General features: G+C 41.3%; 22 protein-coding genes. 11 read left to right on the forward strand and 11 right to left on the reverse strand.

The window, feature by feature from the left end; genetic code table 11:
* Positions 1-210 precede the first annotated feature (210 nt).
* The 8 genes from AC1XUO_RS22895 to AC1XUO_RS22930 all read right to left on the reverse strand — a co-directional run bounded on the left by AC1XUO_RS22895 (position 211) and on the right by AC1XUO_RS22930 (position 9,666).
* A complete protein-coding gene (locus tag AC1XUO_RS22895; protein ID WP_483332161.1) occupies positions 211-1,824 on the reverse strand; it encodes an aminotransferase class V-fold PLP-dependent enzyme in 1,614 nt (537 codons plus the stop codon).
* 587 nt (positions 1,825-2,411) lie between these two features.
* Positions 2,412-3,047 (reverse strand): hypothetical protein, encoded by a 636-nt coding sequence (locus AC1XUO_RS22900; protein ID WP_483332162.1) that lies wholly within the window; start codon positions 3,045-3,047, stop codon positions 2,412-2,414.
* Between the two features lie 472 nt (positions 3,048-3,519).
* Positions 3,520-4,083, reverse strand: a complete 564-nt coding sequence (locus AC1XUO_RS22905; protein WP_483332163.1) for a 2'-5' RNA ligase family protein — start codon at positions 4,081-4,083, stop codon at positions 3,520-3,522.
* A 140-nt stretch (positions 4,084-4,223) separates the two neighbouring features.
* Positions 4,224-6,461, reverse strand: a complete 2,238-nt coding sequence (locus AC1XUO_RS22910) for a xanthine dehydrogenase family protein molybdopterin-binding subunit (RefSeq protein ID WP_483332164.1) — start codon at positions 6,459-6,461, stop codon at positions 4,224-4,226.
* Between the two features lie 12 nt (positions 6,462-6,473).
* Complete coding sequence (locus AC1XUO_RS22915; protein ID WP_483332165.1) at positions 6,474-7,493, reverse strand: FAD binding domain-containing protein; 1,020 nt, start codon at positions 7,491-7,493, stop codon at positions 6,474-6,476.
* Positions 7,486-8,004 carry a (2Fe-2S)-binding protein gene (locus AC1XUO_RS22920; RefSeq protein ID WP_483332166.1) on the reverse strand — a complete coding sequence of 173 codons (519 nt, stop codon included), beginning with the start codon at positions 8,002-8,004 and terminating at the stop codon, positions 7,486-7,488. The genes AC1XUO_RS22915 and AC1XUO_RS22920 overlap by 8 nt, the downstream gene beginning before the upstream one ends.
* 205 nt (positions 8,005-8,209) lie before the next feature.
* Positions 8,210-9,058, reverse strand: a complete 849-nt coding sequence (ypfJ, locus tag AC1XUO_RS22925; RefSeq protein WP_483332167.1) for a KPN_02809 family neutral zinc metallopeptidase — start codon at positions 9,056-9,058, stop codon at positions 8,210-8,212.
* A 152-nt stretch (positions 9,059-9,210) separates the two neighbouring features.
* Complete coding sequence (locus AC1XUO_RS22930) at positions 9,211-9,666, reverse strand: NUDIX hydrolase (protein ID WP_483332168.1); 456 nt, start codon at positions 9,664-9,666, stop codon at positions 9,211-9,213.
* A 178-nt stretch (positions 9,667-9,844) separates the two neighbouring features.
* Between AC1XUO_RS22930 and AC1XUO_RS22935 the strand changes: the two genes are divergently transcribed.
* Positions 9,845-10,330 (forward strand): ankyrin repeat domain-containing protein, encoded by a 486-nt coding sequence (locus tag AC1XUO_RS22935; protein WP_483332169.1) that lies wholly within the window; start codon positions 9,845-9,847, stop codon positions 10,328-10,330.
* 91 nt (positions 10,331-10,421) lie between these two features.
* Here AC1XUO_RS22935 and AC1XUO_RS22940 read toward each other — a convergent pair whose 3' ends face one another.
* Positions 10,422-11,699, reverse strand: coding sequence for a YihY/virulence factor BrkB family protein (locus AC1XUO_RS22940; protein ID WP_483332170.1), 1,278 nt, complete (start codon positions 11,697-11,699; stop codon positions 10,422-10,424).
* A 126-nt stretch (positions 11,700-11,825) separates the two neighbouring features.
* Between AC1XUO_RS22940 and AC1XUO_RS22945 the strand changes: the two genes are divergently transcribed.
* Positions 11,826-12,524: a DUF2490 domain-containing protein gene (locus AC1XUO_RS22945; RefSeq protein ID WP_483332171.1), complete on the forward strand. Its 699-nt coding sequence runs from the start codon at positions 11,826-11,828 to the stop codon at positions 12,522-12,524.
* 221 nt (positions 12,525-12,745) lie between these two features.
* Positions 12,746-13,192: a VOC family protein gene (locus tag AC1XUO_RS22950; protein ID WP_483332172.1), complete on the forward strand. Its 447-nt coding sequence runs from the start codon at positions 12,746-12,748 to the stop codon at positions 13,190-13,192.
* Between the two features lie 58 nt (positions 13,193-13,250).
* Here the strand turns inward: AC1XUO_RS22950 and AC1XUO_RS22955 are convergent, their stop codons facing one another.
* Complete coding sequence (locus AC1XUO_RS22955; RefSeq protein WP_483332173.1) at positions 13,251-14,486, reverse strand: cation:proton antiporter; 1,236 nt, start codon at positions 14,484-14,486, stop codon at positions 13,251-13,253.
* Positions 14,487-14,581: 95 nt separating this feature from the next.
* Between AC1XUO_RS22955 and AC1XUO_RS22960 the strand changes: the two genes are divergently transcribed.
* From AC1XUO_RS22960 to AC1XUO_RS22980, 5 genes are all read left to right on the forward strand, one after another.
* Positions 14,582-15,376 (forward strand): aminoglycoside 6-adenylyltransferase, encoded by a 795-nt coding sequence (locus AC1XUO_RS22960; protein ID WP_483332174.1) that lies wholly within the window; start codon positions 14,582-14,584, stop codon positions 15,374-15,376.
* A gap of 310 nt (positions 15,377-15,686) precedes the next feature.
* On the forward strand, positions 15,687-16,877 hold the full coding sequence (locus AC1XUO_RS22965) for a pyridoxal phosphate-dependent aminotransferase (RefSeq protein WP_483332175.1): 1,191 nt from the start codon (positions 15,687-15,689) through the stop codon (positions 16,875-16,877).
* A gap of 243 nt (positions 16,878-17,120) precedes the next feature.
* On the forward strand, positions 17,121-17,342 hold the full coding sequence (locus AC1XUO_RS22970) for a hypothetical protein (RefSeq protein WP_235153541.1): 222 nt from the start codon (positions 17,121-17,123) through the stop codon (positions 17,340-17,342).
* A 233-nt stretch (positions 17,343-17,575) separates the two neighbouring features.
* Positions 17,576-18,874, forward strand: a complete 1,299-nt coding sequence (locus AC1XUO_RS22975; protein WP_483332176.1) for an NCS2 family permease — start codon at positions 17,576-17,578, stop codon at positions 18,872-18,874.
* An 8-nt stretch (positions 18,875-18,882) separates the two neighbouring features.
* Positions 18,883-19,689 carry a 5'-methylthioadenosine/adenosylhomocysteine nucleosidase gene (locus AC1XUO_RS22980; protein WP_483332177.1) on the forward strand — a complete coding sequence of 269 codons (807 nt, stop codon included), beginning with the start codon at positions 18,883-18,885 and terminating at the stop codon, positions 19,687-19,689.
* Positions 19,690-19,697: 8 nt separating this feature from the next.
* Here AC1XUO_RS22980 and AC1XUO_RS22985 read toward each other — a convergent pair whose 3' ends face one another.
* A complete protein-coding gene (locus AC1XUO_RS22985) occupies positions 19,698-20,165 on the reverse strand; it encodes a hypothetical protein (protein WP_483332178.1) in 468 nt (155 codons plus the stop codon).
* A gap of 231 nt (positions 20,166-20,396) precedes the next feature.
* Here AC1XUO_RS22985 and AC1XUO_RS22990 point away from each other — a divergent pair, with 231 nt between their 5' ends.
* The 3 genes from AC1XUO_RS22990 to AC1XUO_RS23000 all read left to right on the forward strand — a co-directional run bounded on the left by AC1XUO_RS22990 (position 20,397) and on the right by AC1XUO_RS23000 (position 22,754).
* The gene (locus tag AC1XUO_RS22990; RefSeq protein ID WP_483332179.1) at positions 20,397-21,203 is read left to right on the forward strand and encodes a hypothetical protein; all 807 of its coding nucleotides are present in this window, start codon (positions 20,397-20,399) and stop codon (positions 21,201-21,203) included.
* Positions 21,204-21,403: 200 nt separating this feature from the next.
* Positions 21,404-21,841, forward strand: coding sequence for a nuclear transport factor 2 family protein (locus tag AC1XUO_RS22995; RefSeq protein WP_483332180.1), 438 nt, complete (start codon positions 21,404-21,406; stop codon positions 21,839-21,841).
* A gap of 22 nt (positions 21,842-21,863) precedes the next feature.
* On the forward strand, positions 21,864-22,754 hold the full coding sequence (locus tag AC1XUO_RS23000) for a DMT family transporter (RefSeq protein WP_483332181.1): 891 nt from the start codon (positions 21,864-21,866) through the stop codon (positions 22,752-22,754).
* The last annotated feature ends 392 nt before the right edge of the window (positions 22,755-23,146 follow it).

Genomic DNA, 23,146 nt, shown 5'->3' on the forward strand with positions numbered 1-23,146 from the left:
TTATTAGACTAGTCAACTGCAAAAACCATGCCAAGTAGACAAAGGATACATAAATTAAAATCATCCAGAACAATCTTGTAAAATTATATTTTATTTTGAAATGCAGCTTAGAATTACATTCGCAATATCAAAGAACCAATTTTTTCAAGGTGGAATCATAAAAAAAGAGCTGTTTTCACAGCCCTCATTTCATTTAAAACCATTCCTGCATCAGGTCGCTAACGGTGGGCCTGAAGGGATCATTATTTTCTCTCGTTTGGCTTTGAAAGTATGACGTTTTGCGGTGAATTTGGCAGTCATGTATTCACCCATATAAATTGAACCTGTCATGATGTTGTCTTTCACAGTTCCGGAAAACATAAAGGTAATATTATCAGCAATCTGACGATCCGAGCTTTTCATTTTGATCTCATTCCCTTCAATCGTCCCTTGCAGTTCCCTTACGCTGAACTCACCCTTGTGTGTACCTTCCAGCCAGTTTCCATCTTGTTCTATAATGAGGGACTGTTTACTGGTACTTGAGAAAAATTCAACGTCCATATCCCAGTGACCCTTCACGGTTGACGAAGCTGCCGCCATTTCCGTTTTCGCCGGTGTGCGTTTTTGGGTTAGCGTTTCATACAGACGATCAGAAACGATCTTATCGTCGCCTGGCTGCATTTGGCCGGTTGTTATGGAAACGAAAGTTACACCGTCGCGTGTCCCTCCACCCAATGCAATACGGGGTTTTGTTCTTCCAAAGAGTTCTGCGATCTCTTCACCGGAAATATTCAGTTTTGATGGATCCCAGGAAATTTTCAGCTGAGGCGTACGGTTTGAAAGTTCTTTTGGCTCGATCACAGTCGTTTTCAGCCCATCGATGGTAGTCAATTTTTTAGAAATATTATCCAGCCAGGAAAGCCATCTCTTCCACTCACCCGCATGGTCACGCTTCGTCCAAGCTTCGACAGCTGCAATCATACCCATTGTTTCTTCCCGACCAACTTTATTGTCCCTTCCCGGCCCGTGATGCGGAGCACTTGCCTGCCAGGCAGACATAAGCAAATCTTTCTTACCCAAAACAAGCCCCGCACATTGCGGTCCGCATAAAGCTTTTCCACCACTGTAAATGACCACATCGGCGCCCATCTTTAAATGAACGTTTGGTATGGTCAGGTCTTCCGCGGCGGCATCCACCATGATAGGTACTTTTTTCACTTTTGCAATTTTCGAAATAACTTCCAGCGACATAGGGCCAGTCATTGATTCTTCCATCGCCATGAGATAAATCATTGCTGTCCGTGAGCTGATTGCATTTTTCAGCTCTTCAATCGAATCTACAGTAATCAAAGTCACGCCAACATTTCGCAGTGCATGGTCGTATACATTACGCGAATATCTCGGAATTATGACTTCCGTTTTGTCAAAACCTTCCAGATTAGGAATTCGGATCAACTTTTCAGGATTTCCACCAGTCACACAAGCGACTGTCACATGTTTCATTCCGGCCGCACATCCGGCAGAAACCATCCCCCACTCCGCACCGGTCAATTCTGCTAAACGCTTACCTGCGCCAAATGCCAACTCGTCATATTGTACAAAAACCTGCGCAGCAGCATCCATGGCGTCCCGAACCTCTGGCCGCTCGATTGAACCGCCGATAATGGTAAATGTTCCCCTGCAATTAATAATAGGTTCAACGCCAATGGCCTGATAAATTTCTTTCCCACCGGCGGCAGAAGCTGCGCTGACAGAGCCAGATTCTAAAACGGGTGTCTTGGGAAGCATCATTCCTCCCGCGAGCGGAAGCAGCGACAAATCTTTTAAAGCATTTCTTCGATTCATTTTTGAAAAGATAAGGTTTTAGGAGTTTAAGGAAAATAGCAATCAGAAGTCAATACGGATTTTCAGACGGGTCAACAGAATCTTGATATCATTTCATAAGACGTCTCGGTCCAAGGAGCCGTTATCCTTTTTAAGTATAAAATTTTGGTTAAAAAAATCAATACAGCTCATTTTACATCTGTCTAACTAGAAAATCAGACGAGTTTACTACTAAAACCACTATAAACCAAATATTATAAAACACAAGAGCACTGAACAACGAATTTAAAATCGGAGAAGAGGAATAAAAAGAAGCAGGTAAAACCGCATCGAATTATTTGACCTGGTAGGTTATAAAATACTAATTATTGTTGTGTTAAATATATCATTTATCGATCTGCGAAATATTGATTTGATTTAGTCCAAATATCTGTGGAAGTTAAATTCTATCCTGTGTAAAATAACATCGGAAACTCTAAAAATTCATACGCTGAGCGCTGCTTGTTTATTTAAAACCTAATATGCGCGAAAAAATGAGGCCTGCCATTAAATGTCGAAACATTTACGGCAGGCCTCACTTTATCAACTAAACTATTTACTACAAAAAATTACGGTCTTGTTGTTCCACCAGGAGTGGTTGTAGAAGAACCAGGCAAAGTCGTCGTAGAACCAGGTCTGGTTGTTGACGGCGAAGTCATGCTTCCAGGCGTTGTTGTTGACGACGGATTAACGGTACTTCCGGGAGTAGTTGACGAATTGTTCATACTTCCCGGTGTAGTAGTTGAATTATTCAAAGTTCCGGGAGTCGTTGAATTATTCATACTTCCCGGCGTCGTTGTTGAATTATTGATTGTTCCGGGAGTTGTTGATGAGTTATTCATACTCCCAGGTGTTGTTGTCGAATTGTTCATGCTACCCGGAGTAGTCGATGAAGGTTGTGTAGTCGAAGGATACGAAGTGCTACCTGGCGTTGTCGATTGCTGCAACGTACCACCCGGACTAGTTGAAGACGGGTATGTTCCCTGGGTCGACGACGGTTGAGTAGAACTACCTGGCGTTGTAGAAGGCTGTGTTGTACTTCTCGTTCCCTGCGTTGTTGTTCCAGACTTCATTGTACCAGGTTGCGTACTATTTTGTGATGAACTACCCGGCGTCGTAGAAGACGGCGTTGTAGTAGTTTGCGCATACGCAGACATTGAACCCAAAAGAATAAATGCGATGATATTTAATTTTATCGTTTTCATAATAATTTCTGATTAAAAATGCAGTTATCTAAGTTTTTAAAATTGTTGACTGTACCTGAATCAGATAAATAACCATACCACAAAAGCAGATAAAAACTTAGCTAAATAATTTCCCAATTACGTATACGACTGATAATCAAAACGTTTACTGATTACAGACATTCATAAATAGACAAGTATACGTCAACGCAAGGCTTTAATGAGCAGCGTTTAGGCTTGCATTTTCCCTTAGAGTGCATTCGCGAATTCACCTTACGTTTACATATCCAACGCTGGAATTCCTTCGCTTTATTTCGACTTTGAGTACTCCTTCGGTGTTGAATTGTTGAAGTAATTTGGGGCAGGCATTGTACAAAAAATTGCACGTAATGATGTCAGCAGCGATGCCGAATCTTAAACTCATCACTGTGCAGATGGCAACCAAAGTCAATAATATCAGACAGAATATGAAAGCAGCCATTCATTCGTTCCGTTATTTCAAGTCATATTGCCGGATTATAGTCCAGGATTTCCCATTATGTTTCAGCAATTGAAAACTACTTACCACAAATGTTCCTGAAAATTTCCTATCCCGAAATTCAAGCCACGCCTTTTCAAACATTTCAGGTTGCAGATCTCTGTATGCAACAGTAATATGTGGCCTGAAAACCGAGTCTGTGATGTTTGGAGCAACGTCATCAAAAGCTCGATAGAATTGCTGAATAAGCACACTTTGTAAACTGGAAAGGGTGTCATTCGGGGTCGGCTTAATAAAAACAACCGGATGTCCCAAATTTTCAAAGGCATCAAAATCTTCTATTTCGACCTGAAATGATGGAGAGTCAACAACAATATCCGAAAACCAGGCAAGTAGATCGCTCTGCCTGAAAGGCGGCAATCTGAAGGGAGCTTTTAAGGTAATGTGAGGCAATATTCGTAAAGACCTGCGACTTTCAAATCTTTCTGAAAATTCAATCTGCACCTCGACAATCCGCCTGCTGACCTCCTCGGGAAGCATAATGGCAATGAAATATAAATTCTGATTTTCCGTCTGCATCAATACCGAAATTATATTTTCAGAACATATTTATCTTTCCTCATAACGATGAATATAACTATCAATTTCTATTGGGCGGTATTTAAAAGAAAAACCGGCTTCCTAACTAGTCAGGAAGCCGGCTTACATAATTTTTGTCATCAAATTAATTCATCGAAATGAATTGGCAAGTGATTAATCCGCTTGCCGGTTGCGTGGAATATCGCATTGGCAATTGCCGGTGCCATAGCTACCAAACCAATTTCACCAACACCTTTACTGCCTAGTTCATTAACAATTTCATCTTTTTCCTCAACAAATATTACGTCAAGTTCGTGAATATCCGCGTGAACGGGAATATGATATTCAGCGAGATTTTGATTCATATATTTCCCAAAACGATGATCACTGATCGTTTCCTCATATAAAGCCTTACTAATTCCCCAAACCATACCGCCCAAAATCTGACTTCTTGCAGTTTTCGGATTTATAATATTTCCGGCAGCAACGGCAGTCACGGCACGCGTAACCTGTATGGTACCTAGTTCCTCATCAATTTCAACTTCCACAAAAGCAGCACTATGCGCTGCCCGCGTGTATTTTTTTAACTTAAAGACATTCGGAACCGACATGTTCGTGGTCTTAATCTCTTTATTTCCACTCGCTGCAATAATTTCTTTAAAGAAAACCAGCACAGCAGGGTTACTATTTAAAGAGATTCCGCCCCGCTCAAAGCGGATATCGTCATCTTCCGCATTTTTAAAGGGAGAGTTTTCCATTTCCTTCGCCTTCTTCAATATTTTTTTGCGGAGTGCCTTTCCCGCAGACTTTATTGCAGACCCGACGGTGGATACGGTAAAAGAGCCTCCCTGAATAGGAGCAAAAGGCATTTTACTATCGCCATAATTAAACTGAACATCTTCCAACGGCAAACCTAATTCATCTGCGGCAATCTGCGTCATGACCGTAAGCGTTCCTGTGCCAATATCAGTCACAGCACTGCTCACCCTAAGTTTTCCTTCTTTTGTCAAAACAGCTTCCGCCCTTGCCGGAATTGTCATAGCCTCCCAAAAACCGGTTGCCATTCCATAACCGATCAACTTATTTCCTCGGCGCATGCTCCTTAATTCGGGATTTCTCTTAGACCAGCCAAACCGCTCCGCTCCCTGGATATAACACTGTTTCAATTCTTTACTGGAAAATGGCCGATTTTCGGCCATATCCATATCGGCATAATTGATAATGCGGAATTGGACCGGATCGATGTTGAGTTTAAAAGCCAAAGCATCCATTGTACTTTCTATGGCGTGACTTGCCGTACTTCCGCCGGGAGCCCGCATATCCAGAGGACTGTATACATCCAAAGGTACCAGCTGATATTCAAGCTTCGTATTTTTAGCAGGATAAAGAATGTTGGACCAGTTAACAACCACCTCTGTGTAATCCTCGTGTTGTGAAGTTTCCGCAATTGCAGTGTGTTTGATAGCATTTACTAATCCATTTTTATCCGCACCAAAATTCAATTGCTGAACCGTTGGTGGTCTGTGCCCGAAAGTATACATCTGGTATCTGTCCAACGTTACGCGAACCGCCCGTTTCAATTCCAATGCTGCCATAACAGACATAAACAACTGATATTGTGGCCTTAAACCTGACCCGAATGCACCGCCCACATATGGAGAAATTACCCTGACGTCTTTAAAATGCAGACCGAAAATACTACCTACATAAAGCTGGCAGTTAACAGTCCCTTGTGTTTTATCATAAATTGTGACTTTTCCATCGCCTTCATAGATGGTGGTAGTAGCGAACAATTCCATTGGATTATGATGTTCCGTTCCGTGAACATATTCCGCAGAAACCTGTACTGTAGAATCGGCATACTCTTTTTCAAAATCGCCTTTTGGTTTCGGGGGTAGAGGTTTCAAAAATGTAGCCATACCTACTTTCGGATCTCTGCCTTTATCCTGATTTTGATAAAGATCTGTCACAAAGCTTTCCTCCTCATAGGAAACTGTCAAAATGGACGCCGCATAACGCGCCAGTTCAAAAGTTTCAGCGACTACCAGTGCGATAGGCTGCCCATTATACTTCACTTCCGCATTTTGCAGCGGACGAAACGGAGAACCCGGAGGCGCATCCATATCTGAATACTGCATATCAAACCAGGCCAATGATGGGCGGTTTTCGTGTGTAAACACTTCGATTACACCTTCAATTTCTTTTGCAGCACCCGTATCGATTTGAACTATCTTTCCTTTTGTTATGGTACTGTTGACAACGTAGCCATAAAGCAAGCCATCAACATGATACTCCCCTGCATATTTGGCGGTGCCCGTTACCTTCGCACGACCTTCAAGCCGACTGATGGGCTGTCCTATTTGTGGTTGATCAATCATAGTTTTTGAGCGTTATAATGAAGGTTGTGCACCAGGTTGTTGAGATTCAGGTTTTAATGCCATCATACAGTTTCTAACGATAGCTCTTTTGGCTAATTCAATTTTAAAGCTGTTGTGTTCAAAACCTGTTGCGCCGTTTAAAATCATCTCAGCGGCAGAAGCAAAATTCGCCATAGTTGGCTCCTTATCTTTCAAAAAATCCTCCGCCTCTTTCACACGCCATGGTTTATGAGCAAGTCCACCCAAGGCAATCCTTGCTTCTTTGATCAAATTATTTTCAAGTTCCAAACCCGTTGCAACCGATACCAGGGCAAAAGCATAAGAACTTCGGTCCCTTAATTTCAGATATGAATAGTTTTTATCAAATCCTTTTTCAGGAAGATCAATACCCGTTATTATTTCTCCATTTTTAAGATTATTATCCAAATGCGGGGTATCTCCCGGCAAACGATGAAAATCAGTAAATGCTAAGCTGCGATTTCCTTCTGGACCAGCTATCTTGACAACCGCTTCCAACGCTGCAAGTGCCACGCACATATCGGATGGAAAAACCGCGATACAATTTTCACTGGTGCCAAGAATCGCCATAATCCGGTTGTAACCACCAATAGCCGAACAACCGGTGCCCGGTTCACGCTTGTTACATGGAGTTGCCGGATCGTAGAAATAATAACAGCGAGTCCGTTGCAAAAGATTGCCGCCATTGGTCGCCATATTTCGGATCTGTGCGGAAGCGCCTGCTAAAATCGCTTTTGACAATAACGGATATCGAGCTTCAATTTGCGGATGATAAGCTGTATCCGCATTTGTTACAAAAGCGCCAAGACGCAAACCTCCCTCAGCTGTCTCTTCAATCGCTTTGTGTTCAGAAATATGGTTGATATCAACAAGCATTTCGGCTGTTGTGATATTATATTTTAAAAGGTCAATCAGATTTGTGCCGCCTGCTAAATATTTGGAAGCGTGATTATTTGAGGAAAATTCAACGGCCTTGCCGATGTTTTCCGCCTGTTCGTATGCGAAGTTATTCATGGTTTTTTGCTTCTTTAACTTCCATAATCGCATCAATTATATTGGTGTTCGCACCACACCGGCAAAGATTTCCACTCATAGCATCTTTAACTTCGGTTCTGGTATGTGCTTTATTTTCTTCGATCATACCAATTGCGCTGCAAATCTGTCCGGGAGTACAATAGCCACATTGAAAAGCGTCGTGTTCTATGAATGCTTTTTGAAGCGGATGAAGATTTTCTCCGCTTGAAATACCTTCAATGGTTGTAATTTCAGAGCCGTTTTTCATTACAGCCAGCGTCAGGCAGCTTAATATTCTCTTTCCGTCACAGATTACTGTGCACGCGCCACACTGACCGTGATCGCAGCCCTTTTTAGTTCCTGTCAAATCCAGATGCTCTCTTAGTCCGTCTAATAAACTAACCCAGGGCGACACTTCAAGAATTTGCGCTACGCCGTTAACCCTGAGTGATAGTATCCTGGGTTGTAACACATTTCGGGCTGATTTCGGGTGTTTTGTTATCGTATCCATGGTGAAGTTGATGAAATGATTTTTGAGTGATGGTTCCTTTATAAGCAAGATTTTAAACAATTATGCCACAGTAATTTCCGGGAATTATATATACAAGAGACATCAAAAATGTTGAAATCGAATTTATGACTAATATAAAATCGAAAATCCCGGAACAGCTTAAGTTTAGCTATCCCGGGATCTTTTTACCTTCTGTTTATTCTATTTACTGGATATCCTCGTATTTTCCCTGATTAAGATCTCCTGTATCATATCCTTTTTTAAACCAGTACATGCGCTGTTGAGAAGTACCATGCGTGAATGCATCAGGAACGATGTAACCTTGCGATTGCTTTTGCAGTTTATCATCGCCGATCGCATTGGCAGCATTTAAAGCTTCCTCCAAATCGCCTGGTTCGAGAATATTGCTCATTTTGTCCGCATGGTTAGCCCAAACGCCGGCAAGGAAATCTGCCTGCAATTCAAGTTTGACAGATAATTTGTTATACTCCTCTTCACTGATCCTTCCCCGCTGTCTTTGCAATTTCTCAGAAATGCCCAACAATTGTTGCACGTGATGACCAACTTCATGGGCTACGACGTATGCCACAGCAAAGTCGCCCGGCGCATTGAATTTTTCTCGTAATTCATCACAGAACGACAAATCAATATATACTTTCTGGTCGGCCGGACAGTAAAATGGCCCCATCGCGGAAGATGCTCCTCCACACCCGCTCTGGGTTGAATTTTCAAAAATCTGTAACTTAGGCTGTTCATATTGTCCACCATTTTCAGCATAAATTTGCCCCCAGACGTCCTCCGTACTTCCCAAAACAGCGGTTACAAAATCGGCTGTTTTATCATCCGGCCGGGGCCCTGCGGGCGCTGTCCGGACTTGTTCCGTTTGTTGACCCTGCTGCAAATTCGACAAGATTTCAGTAGGATCCTGCCCGGTTAGCAACCCTATTGCCAGAACGATGATCATGCCGATTCCTCCAATGGCAACCTTACCACCGCCGGACATGCCGCGACGATCTTCAACATTTCCACTCCTTCGTAAATCAGACCAACGCATAGTATTTCTCTTTAAGTTAATTTATGACCAAACGTCGTTAAACAGCTTTGTCAGCTTTCATGTCAATTTTAAAAATAATCGTTTAAATAACGTGCCAGAAATTTAGACAATTTCAGACGATTCTTGCTTAAATCATGAAGCATTTAAAAAAATTATGCAATCAATGCACTCAGCTCGTCAAGCAGCGAAATTTGCCCCACATTAATTTTTTCCCTTGCGATCTGCAAATCGAACCATGCAGCCTTGTCTACCTCCGGAAATTCCTGAATATTACCAGAACGAGGTGGCCACGCCAGCTGAAAAGTATTACTAATTATAGAATCGGCGTCAATATCTCCCTCAACTGCCCAAACATGGACAATCTTGCCTCCCTTTTGCCTGACAGTTGGAAGGGGAATAAAATCGCCGCTGATTTTGTGGCCTGTTTCTTCTTCAAACTCTCTCCTGGCTGCATGGAGCGGATCTTCATCCCGGCCAAACTCACCTTTTGGGACAGACCAGGCTCCATTGTCTTTCTTGGCAAAAAATGGCCCACCCGGATGAATCAGGAAAACTTCGACCCCATTATTTTTCCGATAAACTAGGATTCCTGCGCTATGTTTTGCCATATCAAGTTGAAATTTCGCAGAATATACAATTCTTGTTCCTACACGCCAAAAGATCATAAACTACGACTAAAAGCATTTGGAACAATTTTTACTATGTATAACAGTACAAGCCGATTAAGAAATTTTTACGGTTGTTCCGGAAACATTACGTTAAACAGATACCTCATCAATAAAAATTATGGACTACATAGATAAAGTAATCATTCAGGCCGCACGAGTTGGTAACGCGGAAGTGATCGGAGAGCTTATTGAAAGAAATACAGATGTGAACTGCCAGGATGAAAAAGGATATACGCCACTGATTATCGCCTGCTATAACAACCATTTTGAGGCTGCCAAACTGCTTCTTGAGGCGGGAGCGGATGTGAACGCGATGGATTTTGGAGGCAATACAGCTTTAATGGGCGTCTCGTTCAAAGGTTATCCCGAAATTGCAGAACTGCTCATCGCACATGGTGCAGATCTAAATCTTCAACATGGAAACGGAGGCACGGCGCTAATGTTCGCAGCCATGTTCGGCCGGAACAACATGGTAAAGTTGCTGTTGGATCATGGTGCCGATAAATATATAGTTGATAACAGGGGGTTGTCAGTGATCGACTTAGCTGCCCAGCAGGGAAACGAAGAAGCTATTGCCATATTGGAACAGGAAACTGCGCTCTGATCATTACTTCAACCATAAAAAAAGGATTCTGAACTGATTTCAGAATCCTTTTTTTATGAAAACTCATTTCGAATGTTGATTCCAAATGTAATCAAACTGTCTTTTCTTTTGGTAAAAGTGATAACCGAATAGATTCTGTAATTTTTTTTCGGTATGTCAAAGCGATTCCAATGAGGAGAATGCACAGTCCGAGTAAAATAACATATCCAAGGAAATAACTGTCAAGCCAAACGTTAAGAAAATATCCCGTGATTAGAGTCAGTGAGATAACGATTCCAAACCCGATAATTACCAGGACGGCATAATATACAGCCGGCGTTATCATTTTTGATATCATCCCTTCAATCTCTGCCCGAATAATTGCAAGTTTACTATCAACAAAATCGCCTACCTTATCGAACAGTTGGTTCTTCACTTTGGCGACTGTCGCAACCGGTTTTTTGGCAAGATCAATTGAGCTCGCAACATCTGCATGTTCTGCTTCTTTTCTTATGACCAGGACAGCATGCTCGTTTGGTTCAATTCCGCGGCCATCAGAGCGGGCGTATACCTTGGTAAATTCCGCCCCGAAATAAAGAATAATCGAGGAATAATAAACCCAGGTGAGCAAAATCACGATCGATGCGGAGGTTCCGTAAGTCGCTCCGAGGTCTGACTGGCCCAGGTAAAATGTGATCCCAAATTTTCCTACTAAAAACAATAATGCTGTGAAAGCTGCGCCGACGATACATTCCTTCCATCTTAAATGCCCGTCGGGAAGTATTTTAAAGATAACCGTAAACAGTGCAGTAATAATCACAACCACCAAAGCCACGTTCAATACTGAGAAGATGATTACAGAAACTTCTGAGAAGTATCGTTCCAATCTTCCACTCAAAAGGTCGACCAACGCATTCACACCCAATGATACCAATAAAAGAAACCCAAGTGTGATAATGACGGAGAACGATAAAAGACGATTTTTCAAATATTGCAGCCAGCCTTTTTTCGGTTTTGATTTAATTGACCAGATGTAATTTATCGAGTCCTGAATTTCAGCAAAAACTCCCGTTGCACCAATCAAGAGCGTCACTACACCAACTGTGGCGGCCGTAAAAGATTTATTAGAAATTGCCGCATTTTTGATGATCTCCTGAAGTTGCAGCGACGCCTCCTTACCTACTAACCCGGAAATCTGACCGAACAATTCTCCCTGAAATGCTTCCCTTCCAAAGAAAATACTAACCATAGAGATGATTACCAGCAACATAGGAGCGAGCGAAAACACAGTATAATATGATAAGGCAGCACTCAGCTTCAGGCCGTTATCATCCATAAATTCTGAGAAACTTTCCTTGAAGACGGAAAAGAAAAATTTAACCTTAACCATAAGATATCTTTTAAGTAGACTTTATTTCGTAGCCCTGTTAAATAAATATTCATGCCATCGGAGTAGATATGAAAATTACACTGGCACGATTGATTAACAGATACCGCGCTGCTAATCAATAAATAAATGAAACGATCTATTTTCCTATCATTTCTGATCTTCCTGTCTCAAGGAATACACGAAGCTTCGGGTCAGGCTGTTGAGAGAAATGGCTGGCTGTTTTGGTCGCACCAACAAAAATTATCAGAAAGATGGCAGTTTAGTTCCGACGTGCAAGTCCGGTCAGCTGATAGGTTTGGTTATGCGAATACACTTTTGATACGTCCGGGCGTCGGCTACAAGCTAAAAGCGGATCAGACCGTTACAGTGGGTTATACTTATTTTGGAACATGGGAAAGAGAAAACAATGAATCTGTTCATGAAAACGAACATCGGGCTTTTGAGCAGTTTCAAATTGAAAAAAAAATCCAGCGCATTGAAATCACAAACCGGTTCAGGTTCGAACAACGTTTTCTGAATCAGGAAGGTGATCATTTTTTCGCACAGCGATTTAGATATTATATCACCACGCAAATTCCATTGGTTACCGACCCGCTTTTCGAAAAAGGAATTTTCATGACGGTTCAAAATGAGTTGTTTCTAAATGTGCAGGGTCAGAAAAAACTTGGCACTAAACTTTATGACCAAAACCGGTCATATCTGGGGCTTGGTTGCCGGTTCAATAAGCTGTTCGAAGCGGAGGCGGGTTATATGTTTCGCTACATTATTGACGAAACCAAAACCCGGAATAATATTCTTCAGGTTTCTGTGAGGACTTCTTTTTAACCAGTTTCGAGTTACAAATATCTTTTCTTTCTGACAAACTAAAAGTCAATATCTTCCCTGACGCTGCTTATCGACTTTTAGATTAAAATTTGAACCCGCCATCGAATTGTTCGCGAAATGACTATGAGAGGTATTATTTCAAGTTTTAATCAAATTTAAATGACAAAGTAGTTAGTCCCGACCTACCTTTGTATTTAAAGTTTATCAATCCATTTTCAAAAATGAAACGTTTATTTTCTCTGATACTGTTTGCTCAGCTATTCATCGTATTTGATTCGTCCGCTCAGGACACACAGCCACTCGGCCGCGTAACCTGGAACCACCTGGCTCTTCAGGTAAAAGACATTGAGACCAGTAAGGCTTTTTACAAAGACATTATCGGCCTGAAACCAGTACAGGTTCCGGATGATTTGAAGGCAATTCGCGGTTGGTTTGATATTGGAAATGGCCAGATGATCCACCTCTTGGCAGGTAGAACTGCACCCGTGGTCAATGATAAAAACGGAAGTCATTTCTCGATTTTCGTAGATTCTATCGACCAGACTGAAAAGTTTCTGACTTCGAAAAATCTGAAATTCCACAAGCAGGTTCGTTTTGACAAGGTAACGCAAATTTACTTTGAAGATCCGGACGGATATCTGATCGAAGTTAATCAGAGAGCGAAATAAAAGGTCAAAAAAAGGAGATACCAGATCATGGCGTCTCCTTTTAACTTTTTACGTTATTCTAAATTTCCTTTGAAAAATTCCTTTCGAGATGTTTCATCACGGTTGAGGCTGTCAGACCATGGATAATAACAGATAGCAATACAATAAATGAAACCATGGACCATAATTCCTTGCTATATAAAAAATCTTTTTCGGCGAACGCGAAGGACAGATAATAGAACGAACCCAGTCCGCGTATACCATAAAAACTGATTCCCAGTTTTTCTTTGTTGTGTAATTTCGTTCCGATCAGTCCAATCATTCCGGAAACCGGGCGAATGACAAGTATAAAGATAATTCCTACGATCGCCATTGGCCATGTGAGAGAATCCAGAATTCCATGGACCAGGCTCCCTCCAAATACGAGCAGAACAACAGCTACCAGAATCCTTTCAACCTGGTCTGAAAAATCATGAAGGTCTTTGTGAAATTCATTTTCAAATTCGTAGTTACGTAACGTCACCGCTGCAACAAATACAGCGATAAAACCATATCCATGGATCAACTCGGTGAGTCCGTATACAAGAAGTGCGGAAGCGACGGCGATAAAACCATCGTTGATATTAATGAATTCTTTCTTTTTAGAGACGTTAAAAATCAAATAACCAAGCAAATTTCCCAAAAGTATTCCGGAAAGAACACCGGCAATTATTTTGTAAACAAAGTCATAGGCGAACCACTCAAAAAGGTGACTTGCATCATTCGGTGCCAGTGAAGCAACGGTTATTGCAAGCCAGGTAAAGGGAAAGCCCATTCCGTCATTCATACCGGCCTCAGCAGTTAAAGAAAACCGCACGTCATCTTTTGTCTTTTCCATAGGCGGCCCGACCTGCACATCGGCTGCCAGAACCGGATCCGTGGGCGCAAGGACAGCCCCCAAAAGCAAAGCAGAGGGTAGATCAAAATGCAGGAATGTAAAGGCTACAAAAGCAAGCAGTGCGATACAAAGCACCATGGTCACTGTCAGCATCCGAAAAGGAACTTCCCACGATTTCAAAGAAAACGGCCGGTCGATTTTCAACCCGCCTCCCATAAGTGAGATGATAACCACAAACTCAGTTGTGTGTTTCACATAATCCTCATACCGAACCGGGTCCGGCTTGGGAAGCATATCCATAAAAGAATAGGCAATAACCCCCAAAAGTACATAAACCACAGAATCAGATATACCGGTCTTTTTTGTGAAAGATGGCATCCAGGCCATTCCCAATGCCGCAACTCCGATCAGCGTTATCGTTACAGTATAATTATCCATGTACGAAGTTTAGAAAGAATCATGCCTTTGACATTGCCTGAACATCTTATTTATTTGTCTTGTCAACAAGTGGTTTTTACTTAAAGTTTTTACTAATGATTCCTGTCCATTTCCAGAATTTTGCAAATAACCTTATTTCAATTCTTCAGAAAGACCATGAGTACCTGGCTCTTGCTGCGGGTGGCTCCTGGGTTGATCAACAAATAGACCGTTTTTCGGACATAGACCTGGTCATTGTACATCAGTCCAAAAGTTTATCAGTTGACCATCGGATTCAATTAGCGGAATCTGCGGGAGATCTGCTTTCGGCATTCACCGGAGAACACGTTGGTGAACCACGTTTGATAATTTGCCTGTATGACAACCCGCTGACTCATGTCGATTTAAAATTCGTGCATTCGGAGGATATGACGGAGCGCGTCGAAGATCCTGTTGTGTTATGGGAACGCGGGAACTTGTTATCTGATATGATCGTATCATCGAAATCCAGTTTCCCCCAACCGGATATCCAATGGATTGAGGATCGTTTTTGGGTATGGATTCACTATGCAGCGGCGAAAATTGGCCGGGGCGAGCTATTCGAAGTACTAACCTTTATTTCATTTTTACAGCAAACCGTTCTTGGCCCGCTTGCACTTGTTAGCAATGGCCATTTACCAAAGGGTGTGAGAAAACTGGAAATGATTTTGCCCGCAAGTGATCTTGAAGCAATGTTAAAAACCAATGCTTCGTACGACCAGGAGACGTGCCTGCATTCCTTAAAAAATGCCGTTGCTTTTTACCGGACACTCAGAAATTCTCTGAAAACAAATAAAATACAATATCGAACAAAAGCGGAACTGCGGGTAATGGAGTATCTCGAAGAGATTCACGTCACTTTGAACCAATGACTATCGACATATTGAGCCTTTCTTTAAAATTAAATCACTGCAAAAAAACTCATAAGCACAATTTTATTTCCCACAAAGAGAATATTACAAAATAAAATGTAAACATTTTGAGACAAAAATATACATTTTCATTAATCTAAAATTTCAGACTTATTTTTTATGATTTTCATTTTCAGATCGGTTTTTGATTTACTATATTTATGATTAGCAAGTAGTTATGCAACTACCCGTTTCAGATCGCCGCAAGCCAGATTTTTTATTTTCAGGGAATTAATCCCCAAAAATTATCAACCATCAAAAATTTAACTTTATGGGCGTGAAAATTGACCGTAGAAGTCTGTTAAAATCAGGGTTTGCATCACTTGGCGCAATGGCAGTTGCACCATTTTTAAGCGACGGGGCGTTCGCAGAAACTCCACTTAGACTGGACAAGTCTAACCGGCTTTTTCTAAGTCCGATGGTACGTGCGCATTATCTGGATCAGGAGCCTAATTTTGCGAAAGTTGTGGCAAGAATCGGCTCGAACGAAAACCCTTACGGACCGCCTCCAATGGCTCGTAAAGCGATTTCCGATTCAATCGAAAAGGGTAATCGCTATGCCAGAACTGAACTTCGTGATCTGATCAGTAAAATCGCGGTTAAAGAAGAAGTAGCTCCCGAGAACATCATGATGGGAAACGGATCGGGCGATCTTCTTGAAAAAACAGCACTTGCGATGTTTGACAAAGGTGGAAATATTGTTTCTGCCGACCCAACTTACATGTCACTTATTCGTGTAGCTGAATCCGTTGGCGCAACCTGGAAGCCCGTTCCCTGCAAAGCCGACTGGTCTCACGATCTGGATGCCATGGAAAAAGCGATTGATAAGGACACTAAACTGGTATACTTATGCAATCCAAATAATCCGGTGGGCTCCGTAACTTCGACGAAAGCACTTACCGATTTTTGTAACAGAGTTGCTGATAAAGTGCCCATTTTTATCGACGAAGCCTATCTCGAATTAATCGAAGGGGCCGATAACAAAAGCATGGTTTCCTTGTTGAAAGATAAGAAAAACATCATCGTGGCACGTACTTTCTCGAAAATTATGGGAATGGCCGGTCTTCGCGTCGGTTATGTTGCTGCGCTCCCTTCGACTTTGAACAGTATCAAAAAAGTGACCAAAGGTGGCGGAAGTGGAATTGCCTGCACGTCTGTTTATGCAGCTTCGGCAGCGATGGATGATATCGAATTCCAAAACAGCACCCGCAAATTGAACACAGAAGCGAAAACCTATTTATACGAAAACCTGACTACGATGGGTTATAAATATGTTCCTTCATATACCAACTTTGTGATCTTCCCGATTAATATGCCGGGGAAAGAATTCCTTACGAAAATGTCAGATAAAGGAATCATTATTAAAGCAATGGACATTCAGGAAAAACCCTGGTGCCGGGTTAGTATTGGTACCAAAGAAGAAATGAAACTTTTTGTAAGCGCATTGCAAGACATAAGTTAGTCCTGGTTAACACTGTGAAAAGATCCCGGCCTGAATTTTTCAGCCGGGATTTTTATTGCTTTGATACTTTCTTCCGCATCTAGTCCAAATACTGAGAAGCACACATTTAATCTGGTTTATTTCTTCCGAGTAACCACTTAATTTCCTTTTATTTACAACTGGTCGTTGTCCTTAAATAACCGGGTTTCGGAATAAATTTTCACAGGCATAAATTTTGATATTGCCATCGTTAAAATACAAACCATGGCAGCATCAAAAAAGAAACGTAACACGAAAAAGAACAAACTGGGTGTTAAAAATTCTCTGGTTAACAACATCAATGCCCGCAAGAAAAAAGGAACTTCACGGCCCAAGAAGAAGAAAACAGTCAGTAAAAAGGCTTACAGCAAAATGCAAAATGACTGGGGTAAAAAAAGAAGCACGAAAAACAGAAAGCGGAAAACAAAAAGGAAATCGCGCAAATGATTTTCAGCCAGGTCCGGAAGCGCGGCAATCATCAAAATGGCTGCTTTTCCGGTATCTATTAAATCAATTAGGACTTACATTTCAAATTGAACAGGCCAGATCTTCACACGCTTTAAAAAGTCCCGGTATTTCTAGTGGGAAAAATAGGAATCAAAGAACAATTTTCCGGGTAAACAATCCACTGTTTTTAAAAACGCTGGTTAATCAATATCTTTGAAATAAACCCCAGCGCTATGTTTTCCCTCTCCGTATTAAAAGAAAATAACACAACAGTTTCAACAGAAATTCTTGCCGGCGTATCTTCATTTTTAGCAACAGCTTACATCATTGTTGTCAATCCATCCATTTTGAGTCAAACAGGGATGCCATTTTCGGCCGTCCTTACTGCCACAATTCTGGTTTCGTTTTTCAGCAGTTTTATGATGGGCTGGTATGCGAACAACCCGATTCTGGTTGCGCCCGGAATGGGGCTAAACGCTTTTTTTACCTTTACAGCAGTTTTCACCGAAAAGCTCAGCTGGCAGGTGGCGTTAGGTACCGTTTTCTGGTCGGGAATATTTTTTCTGCTATTGTCAATTTTTAATGTCCGGTCCTACATTGTAAAAGCCATTCCGAAACCACTTCGTTATGCCATAGCATCAGGAATTGGGCTTTTTATTACGCTGATCGGATTTTCCAATGCAAAATTTATTGTAGCAAATCCAGTTACGATGGTTAGCCTCGGAAACCTGAATGCGTCCACATGTACATTTCTGGTTGGTTTGTTGGTCACTGTGATCCTTTTAAAACGACATGTGAAAGGCAGTATTCTGATTGGTATTATTATAACCAGTATTCTTGCCTGGCCCATTGGAAGATACTACGGAGGAAGTGAAACCTTGGTAACGATCACCGAACTAGTTGCCAGACCTGATTTCAGTTTGTTATTTCAACTTGATCTGATCAATTCGTTACAATGGAGCCTTGCCCCTATTATCCTTGCATTTGTCTTTACCGATATGTTTGACAGTTTGTCCACTTTCGTTGGCCTTGCCGAAGCAGCGAATCTTTTAGACGAAAATGGTGAACCAAAAAACATCCGGAAATCACTAATCGTCGACGCCTTTTCAACGACCCTTGCCGGACTTACGGGAAGCAGTCCCGGTACTGCCTACATTGAATCCGCTGTGGGCATTGAGCAAGGTGGCAAAACCGGTTTGACTGCCATGGTTGGAGCTTTGCTGTTTCTTCCGTTTCTATTTCTATCGCCCATTATCAGTGCGGTTCCATCTATTGCGACAGCGCCTGCGCTTGTTTTGGTTGGTGTATTTATGATGAAACCTGTCGTAAAAATTAACTGGAATGATCTGAGTGAGGCCTTTCCGGCTTTTCTTGCGATGGTGCTTATTCCATTTACATATTCCATCACGCAGGGAATCATCTGGGGTTTTTTGAGCTGGACTGCCTTACATATCGCAACCGGTAAAACCCGGCAAATCAGTTTAGCGCTTTGGATTATTGACTTATTTGCAATTTTAGCTTTGATTTTATAACAACTTATATGAGAAGAAAATACCTGCTTTCGCTATTACTTTTGGTTTCATCTTTCTGTACTTTTTCACAAAATATCACGGGCGTCCTCGGCGCATTTCCACCTGAACTTGTTTTACTTCGGAGTAAAATGGAAAACAGGAAAGATACCGTCATCGCCCAAACGCTTTTCTCCAAAGGCATGCTGAACGGGAAATCGGTTGTCCTTGCTCAAACAGGAATCGGAAAAGTGAATGCAGCAATCACTACGACGCTGATGATCGAACATTTCAGGCCTGCCGAAATCGTATTTTCCGGGATTGCCGGAGGAGTGGATACCTCTCTTAATCCAGGCGACATCGTGATCGGAACAGAAGTAAAATACCACGACTATGGTGCTATTGAAGATACGGGCATGATCTACACACCGACAAAAAACCCGTATGATATGGCCGAAAATCCCATCACTTTTAAATGTGATTCGGTGCTGATCCAGAAAGCGGTTTCTATCTCAAAAGGTTTAACTTTTGAAAAAGTCAAACGAGAAAATGGAAGTTTCCCCCCAACCATTACAAAAGGAATTATTGTTACTGGTGACGTTTTCGTCGCCTCTGAAATTGCTACCAAACGGTTAAGAAAAGACCTTGATGCCGCCGTTACAGAAATGGAAGGAGCTGCGATCGCCCAAACCTGTTATCAGCAAAAGGTACCTTTTCTGATCATCCGAAGCCTGAGCGATAATGCGAACCAGAAAGCTTCCGCTGACGTAAAGAATTTTTATCAGATCGCCGCAGAAAATGCAGCGATCATGGTGATGGGTGTCGTAGGTAAAATTTAAACAGCCGGTCAGACTTCGCCGGTTCTGCGGCTCGGCAAAGCAAAATCAGTCGTAATTTCCCGAATGGGTGCAGAGGTCAACTTAACAGGTTCATTAAAAAGCTTATTTACTTCCTGCTGAATATCCGCCCAACATGTCACTTTCTTGATATAGCGGCCCGGTACTGGTTTGGTATTGATGCCCTGCTTGAAAAGCCAGTCAGCACTTTCGTAAGAAAAGATTAAAATCGGGATCCCTGGCTTATGTTTAATGGTATATTTGATTAATGACAGCACCTGCTCTTCCTGCTTGTTTAACGAAACAATGAAGAGATCATAGTTTTGCTTCACTTCATTTACTTTGAAAAGTGAGGATTGCAAAATCTGGCTGATACTGTCTGCCGTTTCAATTTTGATGTTTTTATTTTCTCTTTCTAACCGACTGGATATACCGATTTTGAAGATCGATTCACTTTCTAAAATCAAAAGATTATACATAAAAAACTAACAATTTTGAGGATGGTGTTAAAAAGGGCTTTGGGAAGCAAATTTAAGCCAGAAATCACAATTAAAACTATGTGAAGCCATAAATTAAAGTAGAATTATTTCGATTATCTCGCCTTGGCTATTAATTAATCGTGTTTAAATGGTATTTGATAAAATAATACTGTCTTAAACACAAAAATTTAATATTTTAGTAATTTGAGCATTCCATTTATCTGCCGCAATATGACATTTTCAAAATCACTACTTCTCTGTGTGAGCCTGACAGCATCTTTACTATTTTCTAAATCTTATTCCCAGACAATCAAAGAGATACGAAAATTTCAGATATCTGAGGCCAAGCAAGCCGTTGCAGTGGATGAGCAGTACTTTTATGTAATTAATAACAGTACAATTTTAAAGTTTACCAAATCGGATGGCAAACAGGTGACAAGTTGGGACGGGACCAAAGATGGCATTAAACATCTTAACAGTGGTGTTGTATTTGATGGAAAATTGTATTGCGCCAACTCCAACTATCCCGAGATCCCGATGGCGAGCAGCATCGAAATTTTTGACACCAAGACGTTACAACATATTGGTAACCATAGCTTTGGCATTGCAGAACATGGCTCATTAACCTGGATTGACCAGAAGGACGGCTATTGGTGGATCGGCTTTGCGCATTATGGCGGCAAAGAATCCAGTGAAGGAAGAGATGTTCGCTGGACTTCGCTTGTTCGGTATGATAAAGAATTCAGACAACTCGAATCGTGGATTTTCCCTAAAAATATTATCGAAGCTTTTACACCAAAAAGCAACTCCGGCGGTGCCTGGGGAAATGATGGTTTATTGTACTGCACCGGTCACGACCGGCCGGAAGTATACGTTATGAGACTCCCAAAATCCGGGTACACCCTTGAACATATAGCAACACTTCCTGCATCAATTCATGGACAAGGTATTGCCATCGACCGTTCTGTTCAGAAAAAACAATTGCTTTACGGCCTGAACCGGGCGACGAATACGGTAATAATCTCGGAAATTAATTAAGGAAAAAAATCAAAATTTTACGATAGGTCTTACGCGTTTATTTTGTGAGCTGCGATTTTGTTAAGTCCGGTTTCTACTTGATCTCCTGACGATTTCCTCGCAATATGGAAGTTTGTCCGATCGACCTGTTACATTCGCAAACTTTTAAATACATTTAGGTGAGAAACCAAGTTTCATTTGACCCCCTTAATATCTGAATCATGAAGAATATTCTTTCCCTTTCTTTTTGTATGTTAACGCTATTTTCTTGCGCCCAGAAGCAGCAAAATGAAGAAAAAAATGAAAAATTAATTCGTCAATATTTTGAATATTTCAATAAGCATAACTGGAAGAGTCTTGCGAATATGTATACCGAAACAGCCGATTTTAAAGATCCATCATTAGGTCAGGGAATAGTCAAACAAAACAGGGAGCAGATTATTAAAAAATACGGGGAATTAAGTCAGACTTTCCCGGATGTGGCAGACAAAGTGCTGAACGTCTATCCTTCAGGCGAAAATCATGTGATCGTTGAATTTGTTTCCACAGGAACCGCTCCCGACAGTTCGAAATTTGAATTACCGATTTGTACAATTTTTAAAATTGAGAAAGGACTAATAACAGAAGACTTTACTTATTACGATAATTTCGAAGAATAGCCCGCTCTTCTAAAACGATAAAATGAAAAAAGCTTTTATTCAACTACATATATCCATTATCCTTGCCGGTTTCACGGGCGTTTTCGGGAAGGCGATATCACTCAATGAAGGCCTGCTGGTTTGGTACCGAATGCTTATTTCAGGAATATTACTTCTCCTGATTTTGGGTGCTTCACGAAAGTTAAAAGCTGTTTCAAGAAAGGATTTCCAACGCATTGCCCTGACTGGCTGCTTGCTTGGACTTCACTGGATTTTCTTTTACGGGAGCATTAAGTATTCGAATATTTCGGTTGGCGTAGTTTGTTTTTCTTTAACCGGATTTTTCACAGCAATCCTTGCCCCTATCCTGAATAAAAAGAAATTTGCAGCTTCCGAATTGCTGCTCAGCGGATTAACATTATTGGGAATTGGTCTGATTTTTAGTTTTGATTCACAATATCGAATAGGAATATTACTTGGTACGATGTCTTCGCTTTTGGTTGCATTTTACACAATCGCTAACGAGCGACTTGCGCATTCATTTAAAAGTGAAGTTATCACAGTATACCAAATGATAGGCGGCAGTATAGGTCTCGCCTTTCTGATGCCATTTTACCTTCATTATTTCCCCGTCGAAACCATGATTCCTTCCTGGCAGGATTTGGGTTATCTGGTAATGCTTTCGCTTTTCTGCACTGTTCTTTTGTACATGTTGCTTATTCAGGCGCTCAACAAAATCTCCGCATTTACAGTAAATCTAAGTTTCAACCTGGAACCAATTTACACGATCATTCTGGCTATTCTGATCTACAAGGAAAACCGGGAATTAACATGGCCCTTTTACATCGGTCTTGGACTGATTATCCTATCGGTTGTGCTGCAAATGGTTAAAGTATCCAGACAACACAGAAAAGCACAAGCTTCGGTTGGGTGAATTTTGTTCAGCAGGAATAGCTTTCAAGGATTTTTGATATACAAGTGTTTAGGGTGCAGAAGGAGTACGAATGTCACGCTGATCGATATACTTGTGCCTAAGGAAATTACGGTATGATCATCAGCGATGCGCATTTTCAACATATACTATACAAAGTTCGAAATCCTGATAAGCTAAGGTTAGGCGGTAAACTTAAATTAAACTAATGACCTGCTTCGTTAGTAAAGACTTTGTCCAAAATAAATACCATTTTGATGCAAAAAAAAATGTTAAATATTTCTGCTACAAGTAAATATTGTTAAAGTTGCAGACAGAAAAACATGATAGATATCATATTTTCAAATTGTGAGAAGTTTGAATATAACACTACTTTTGTACTGCATTCCAATCCA

This window comes from Dyadobacter sp. HNCC25DJ186 (assembly GCF_056895235.1).

What these genes read in the sequence shown, in the direction of transcription:
- AC1XUO_RS22995 (WP_483332180.1), top strand. Translation starts at nt 21,404, where the DNA reads ATGAAGAATATTCTTTCCCTTTCTTTTTGTATGTTAACGCTATTTTCT.
- AC1XUO_RS22960 (WP_483332174.1), top strand. Translation starts at nt 14,582, where the DNA reads ATGATTCCTGTCCATTTCCAGAATTTTGCAAATAACCTTATTTCAATT.
- AC1XUO_RS22945 (WP_483332171.1), top strand. Translation starts at nt 11,826, where the DNA reads ATGAAACGATCTATTTTCCTATCATTTCTGATCTTCCTGTCTCAAGGA.
- AC1XUO_RS22950 (WP_483332172.1), top strand. Translation starts at nt 12,746, where the DNA reads ATGAAACGTTTATTTTCTCTGATACTGTTTGCTCAGCTATTCATCGTA.
- AC1XUO_RS22965 (WP_483332175.1), top strand. Translation starts at nt 15,687, where the DNA reads ATGGGCGTGAAAATTGACCGTAGAAGTCTGTTAAAATCAGGGTTTGCA.
- AC1XUO_RS22920 (WP_483332166.1), bottom strand. Translation starts at nt 8,004, where the DNA reads ATGGATACGATAACAAAACACCCGAAATCAGCCCGAAATGTGTTACAA.
- AC1XUO_RS22985 (WP_483332178.1), bottom strand. Translation starts at nt 20,165, where the DNA reads ATGTATAATCTTTTGATTTTAGAAAGTGAATCGATCTTCAAAATCGGT.
- AC1XUO_RS22930 (WP_483332168.1), bottom strand. Translation starts at nt 9,666, where the DNA reads ATGGCAAAACATAGCGCAGGAATCCTAGTTTATCGGAAAAATAATGGG.
- AC1XUO_RS22990 (WP_483332179.1), top strand. Translation starts at nt 20,397, where the DNA reads ATGACATTTTCAAAATCACTACTTCTCTGTGTGAGCCTGACAGCATCT.
- AC1XUO_RS22980 (WP_483332177.1), top strand. Translation starts at nt 18,883, where the DNA reads ATGAGAAGAAAATACCTGCTTTCGCTATTACTTTTGGTTTCATCTTTC.
- AC1XUO_RS22900 (WP_483332162.1), bottom strand. Translation starts at nt 3,047, where the DNA reads ATGAAAACGATAAAATTAAATATCATCGCATTTATTCTTTTGGGTTCA.
- AC1XUO_RS22915 (WP_483332165.1), bottom strand. Translation starts at nt 7,493, where the DNA reads ATGAATAACTTCGCATACGAACAGGCGGAAAACATCGGCAAGGCCGTT.
- AC1XUO_RS22910 (WP_483332164.1), bottom strand. Translation starts at nt 6,461, where the DNA reads ATGATTGATCAACCACAAATAGGACAGCCCATCAGTCGGCTTGAAGGT.
- AC1XUO_RS22940 (WP_483332170.1), bottom strand. Translation starts at nt 11,699, where the DNA reads ATGGTTAAGGTTAAATTTTTCTTTTCCGTCTTCAAGGAAAGTTTCTCA.
- AC1XUO_RS22935 (WP_483332169.1), top strand. Translation starts at nt 9,845, where the DNA reads ATGGACTACATAGATAAAGTAATCATTCAGGCCGCACGAGTTGGTAAC.
- ypfJ (WP_483332167.1), bottom strand. Translation starts at nt 9,058, where the DNA reads ATGCGTTGGTCTGATTTACGAAGGAGTGGAAATGTTGAAGATCGTCGC.
- AC1XUO_RS22905 (WP_483332163.1), bottom strand. Translation starts at nt 4,083, where the DNA reads ATGCAGACGGAAAATCAGAATTTATATTTCATTGCCATTATGCTTCCC.
- AC1XUO_RS22970 (WP_235153541.1), top strand. Translation starts at nt 17,121, where the DNA reads ATGGCAGCATCAAAAAAGAAACGTAACACGAAAAAGAACAAACTGGGT.
- AC1XUO_RS22895 (WP_483332161.1), bottom strand. Translation starts at nt 1,824, where the DNA reads ATGAATCGAAGAAATGCTTTAAAAGATTTGTCGCTGCTTCCGCTCGCG.
- AC1XUO_RS22975 (WP_483332176.1), top strand. Translation starts at nt 17,576, where the DNA reads ATGTTTTCCCTCTCCGTATTAAAAGAAAATAACACAACAGTTTCAACA.
- AC1XUO_RS22955 (WP_483332173.1), bottom strand. Translation starts at nt 14,486, where the DNA reads ATGGATAATTATACTGTAACGATAACGCTGATCGGAGTTGCGGCATTG.
- AC1XUO_RS23000 (WP_483332181.1), top strand. Translation starts at nt 21,864, where the DNA reads ATGAAAAAAGCTTTTATTCAACTACATATATCCATTATCCTTGCCGGT.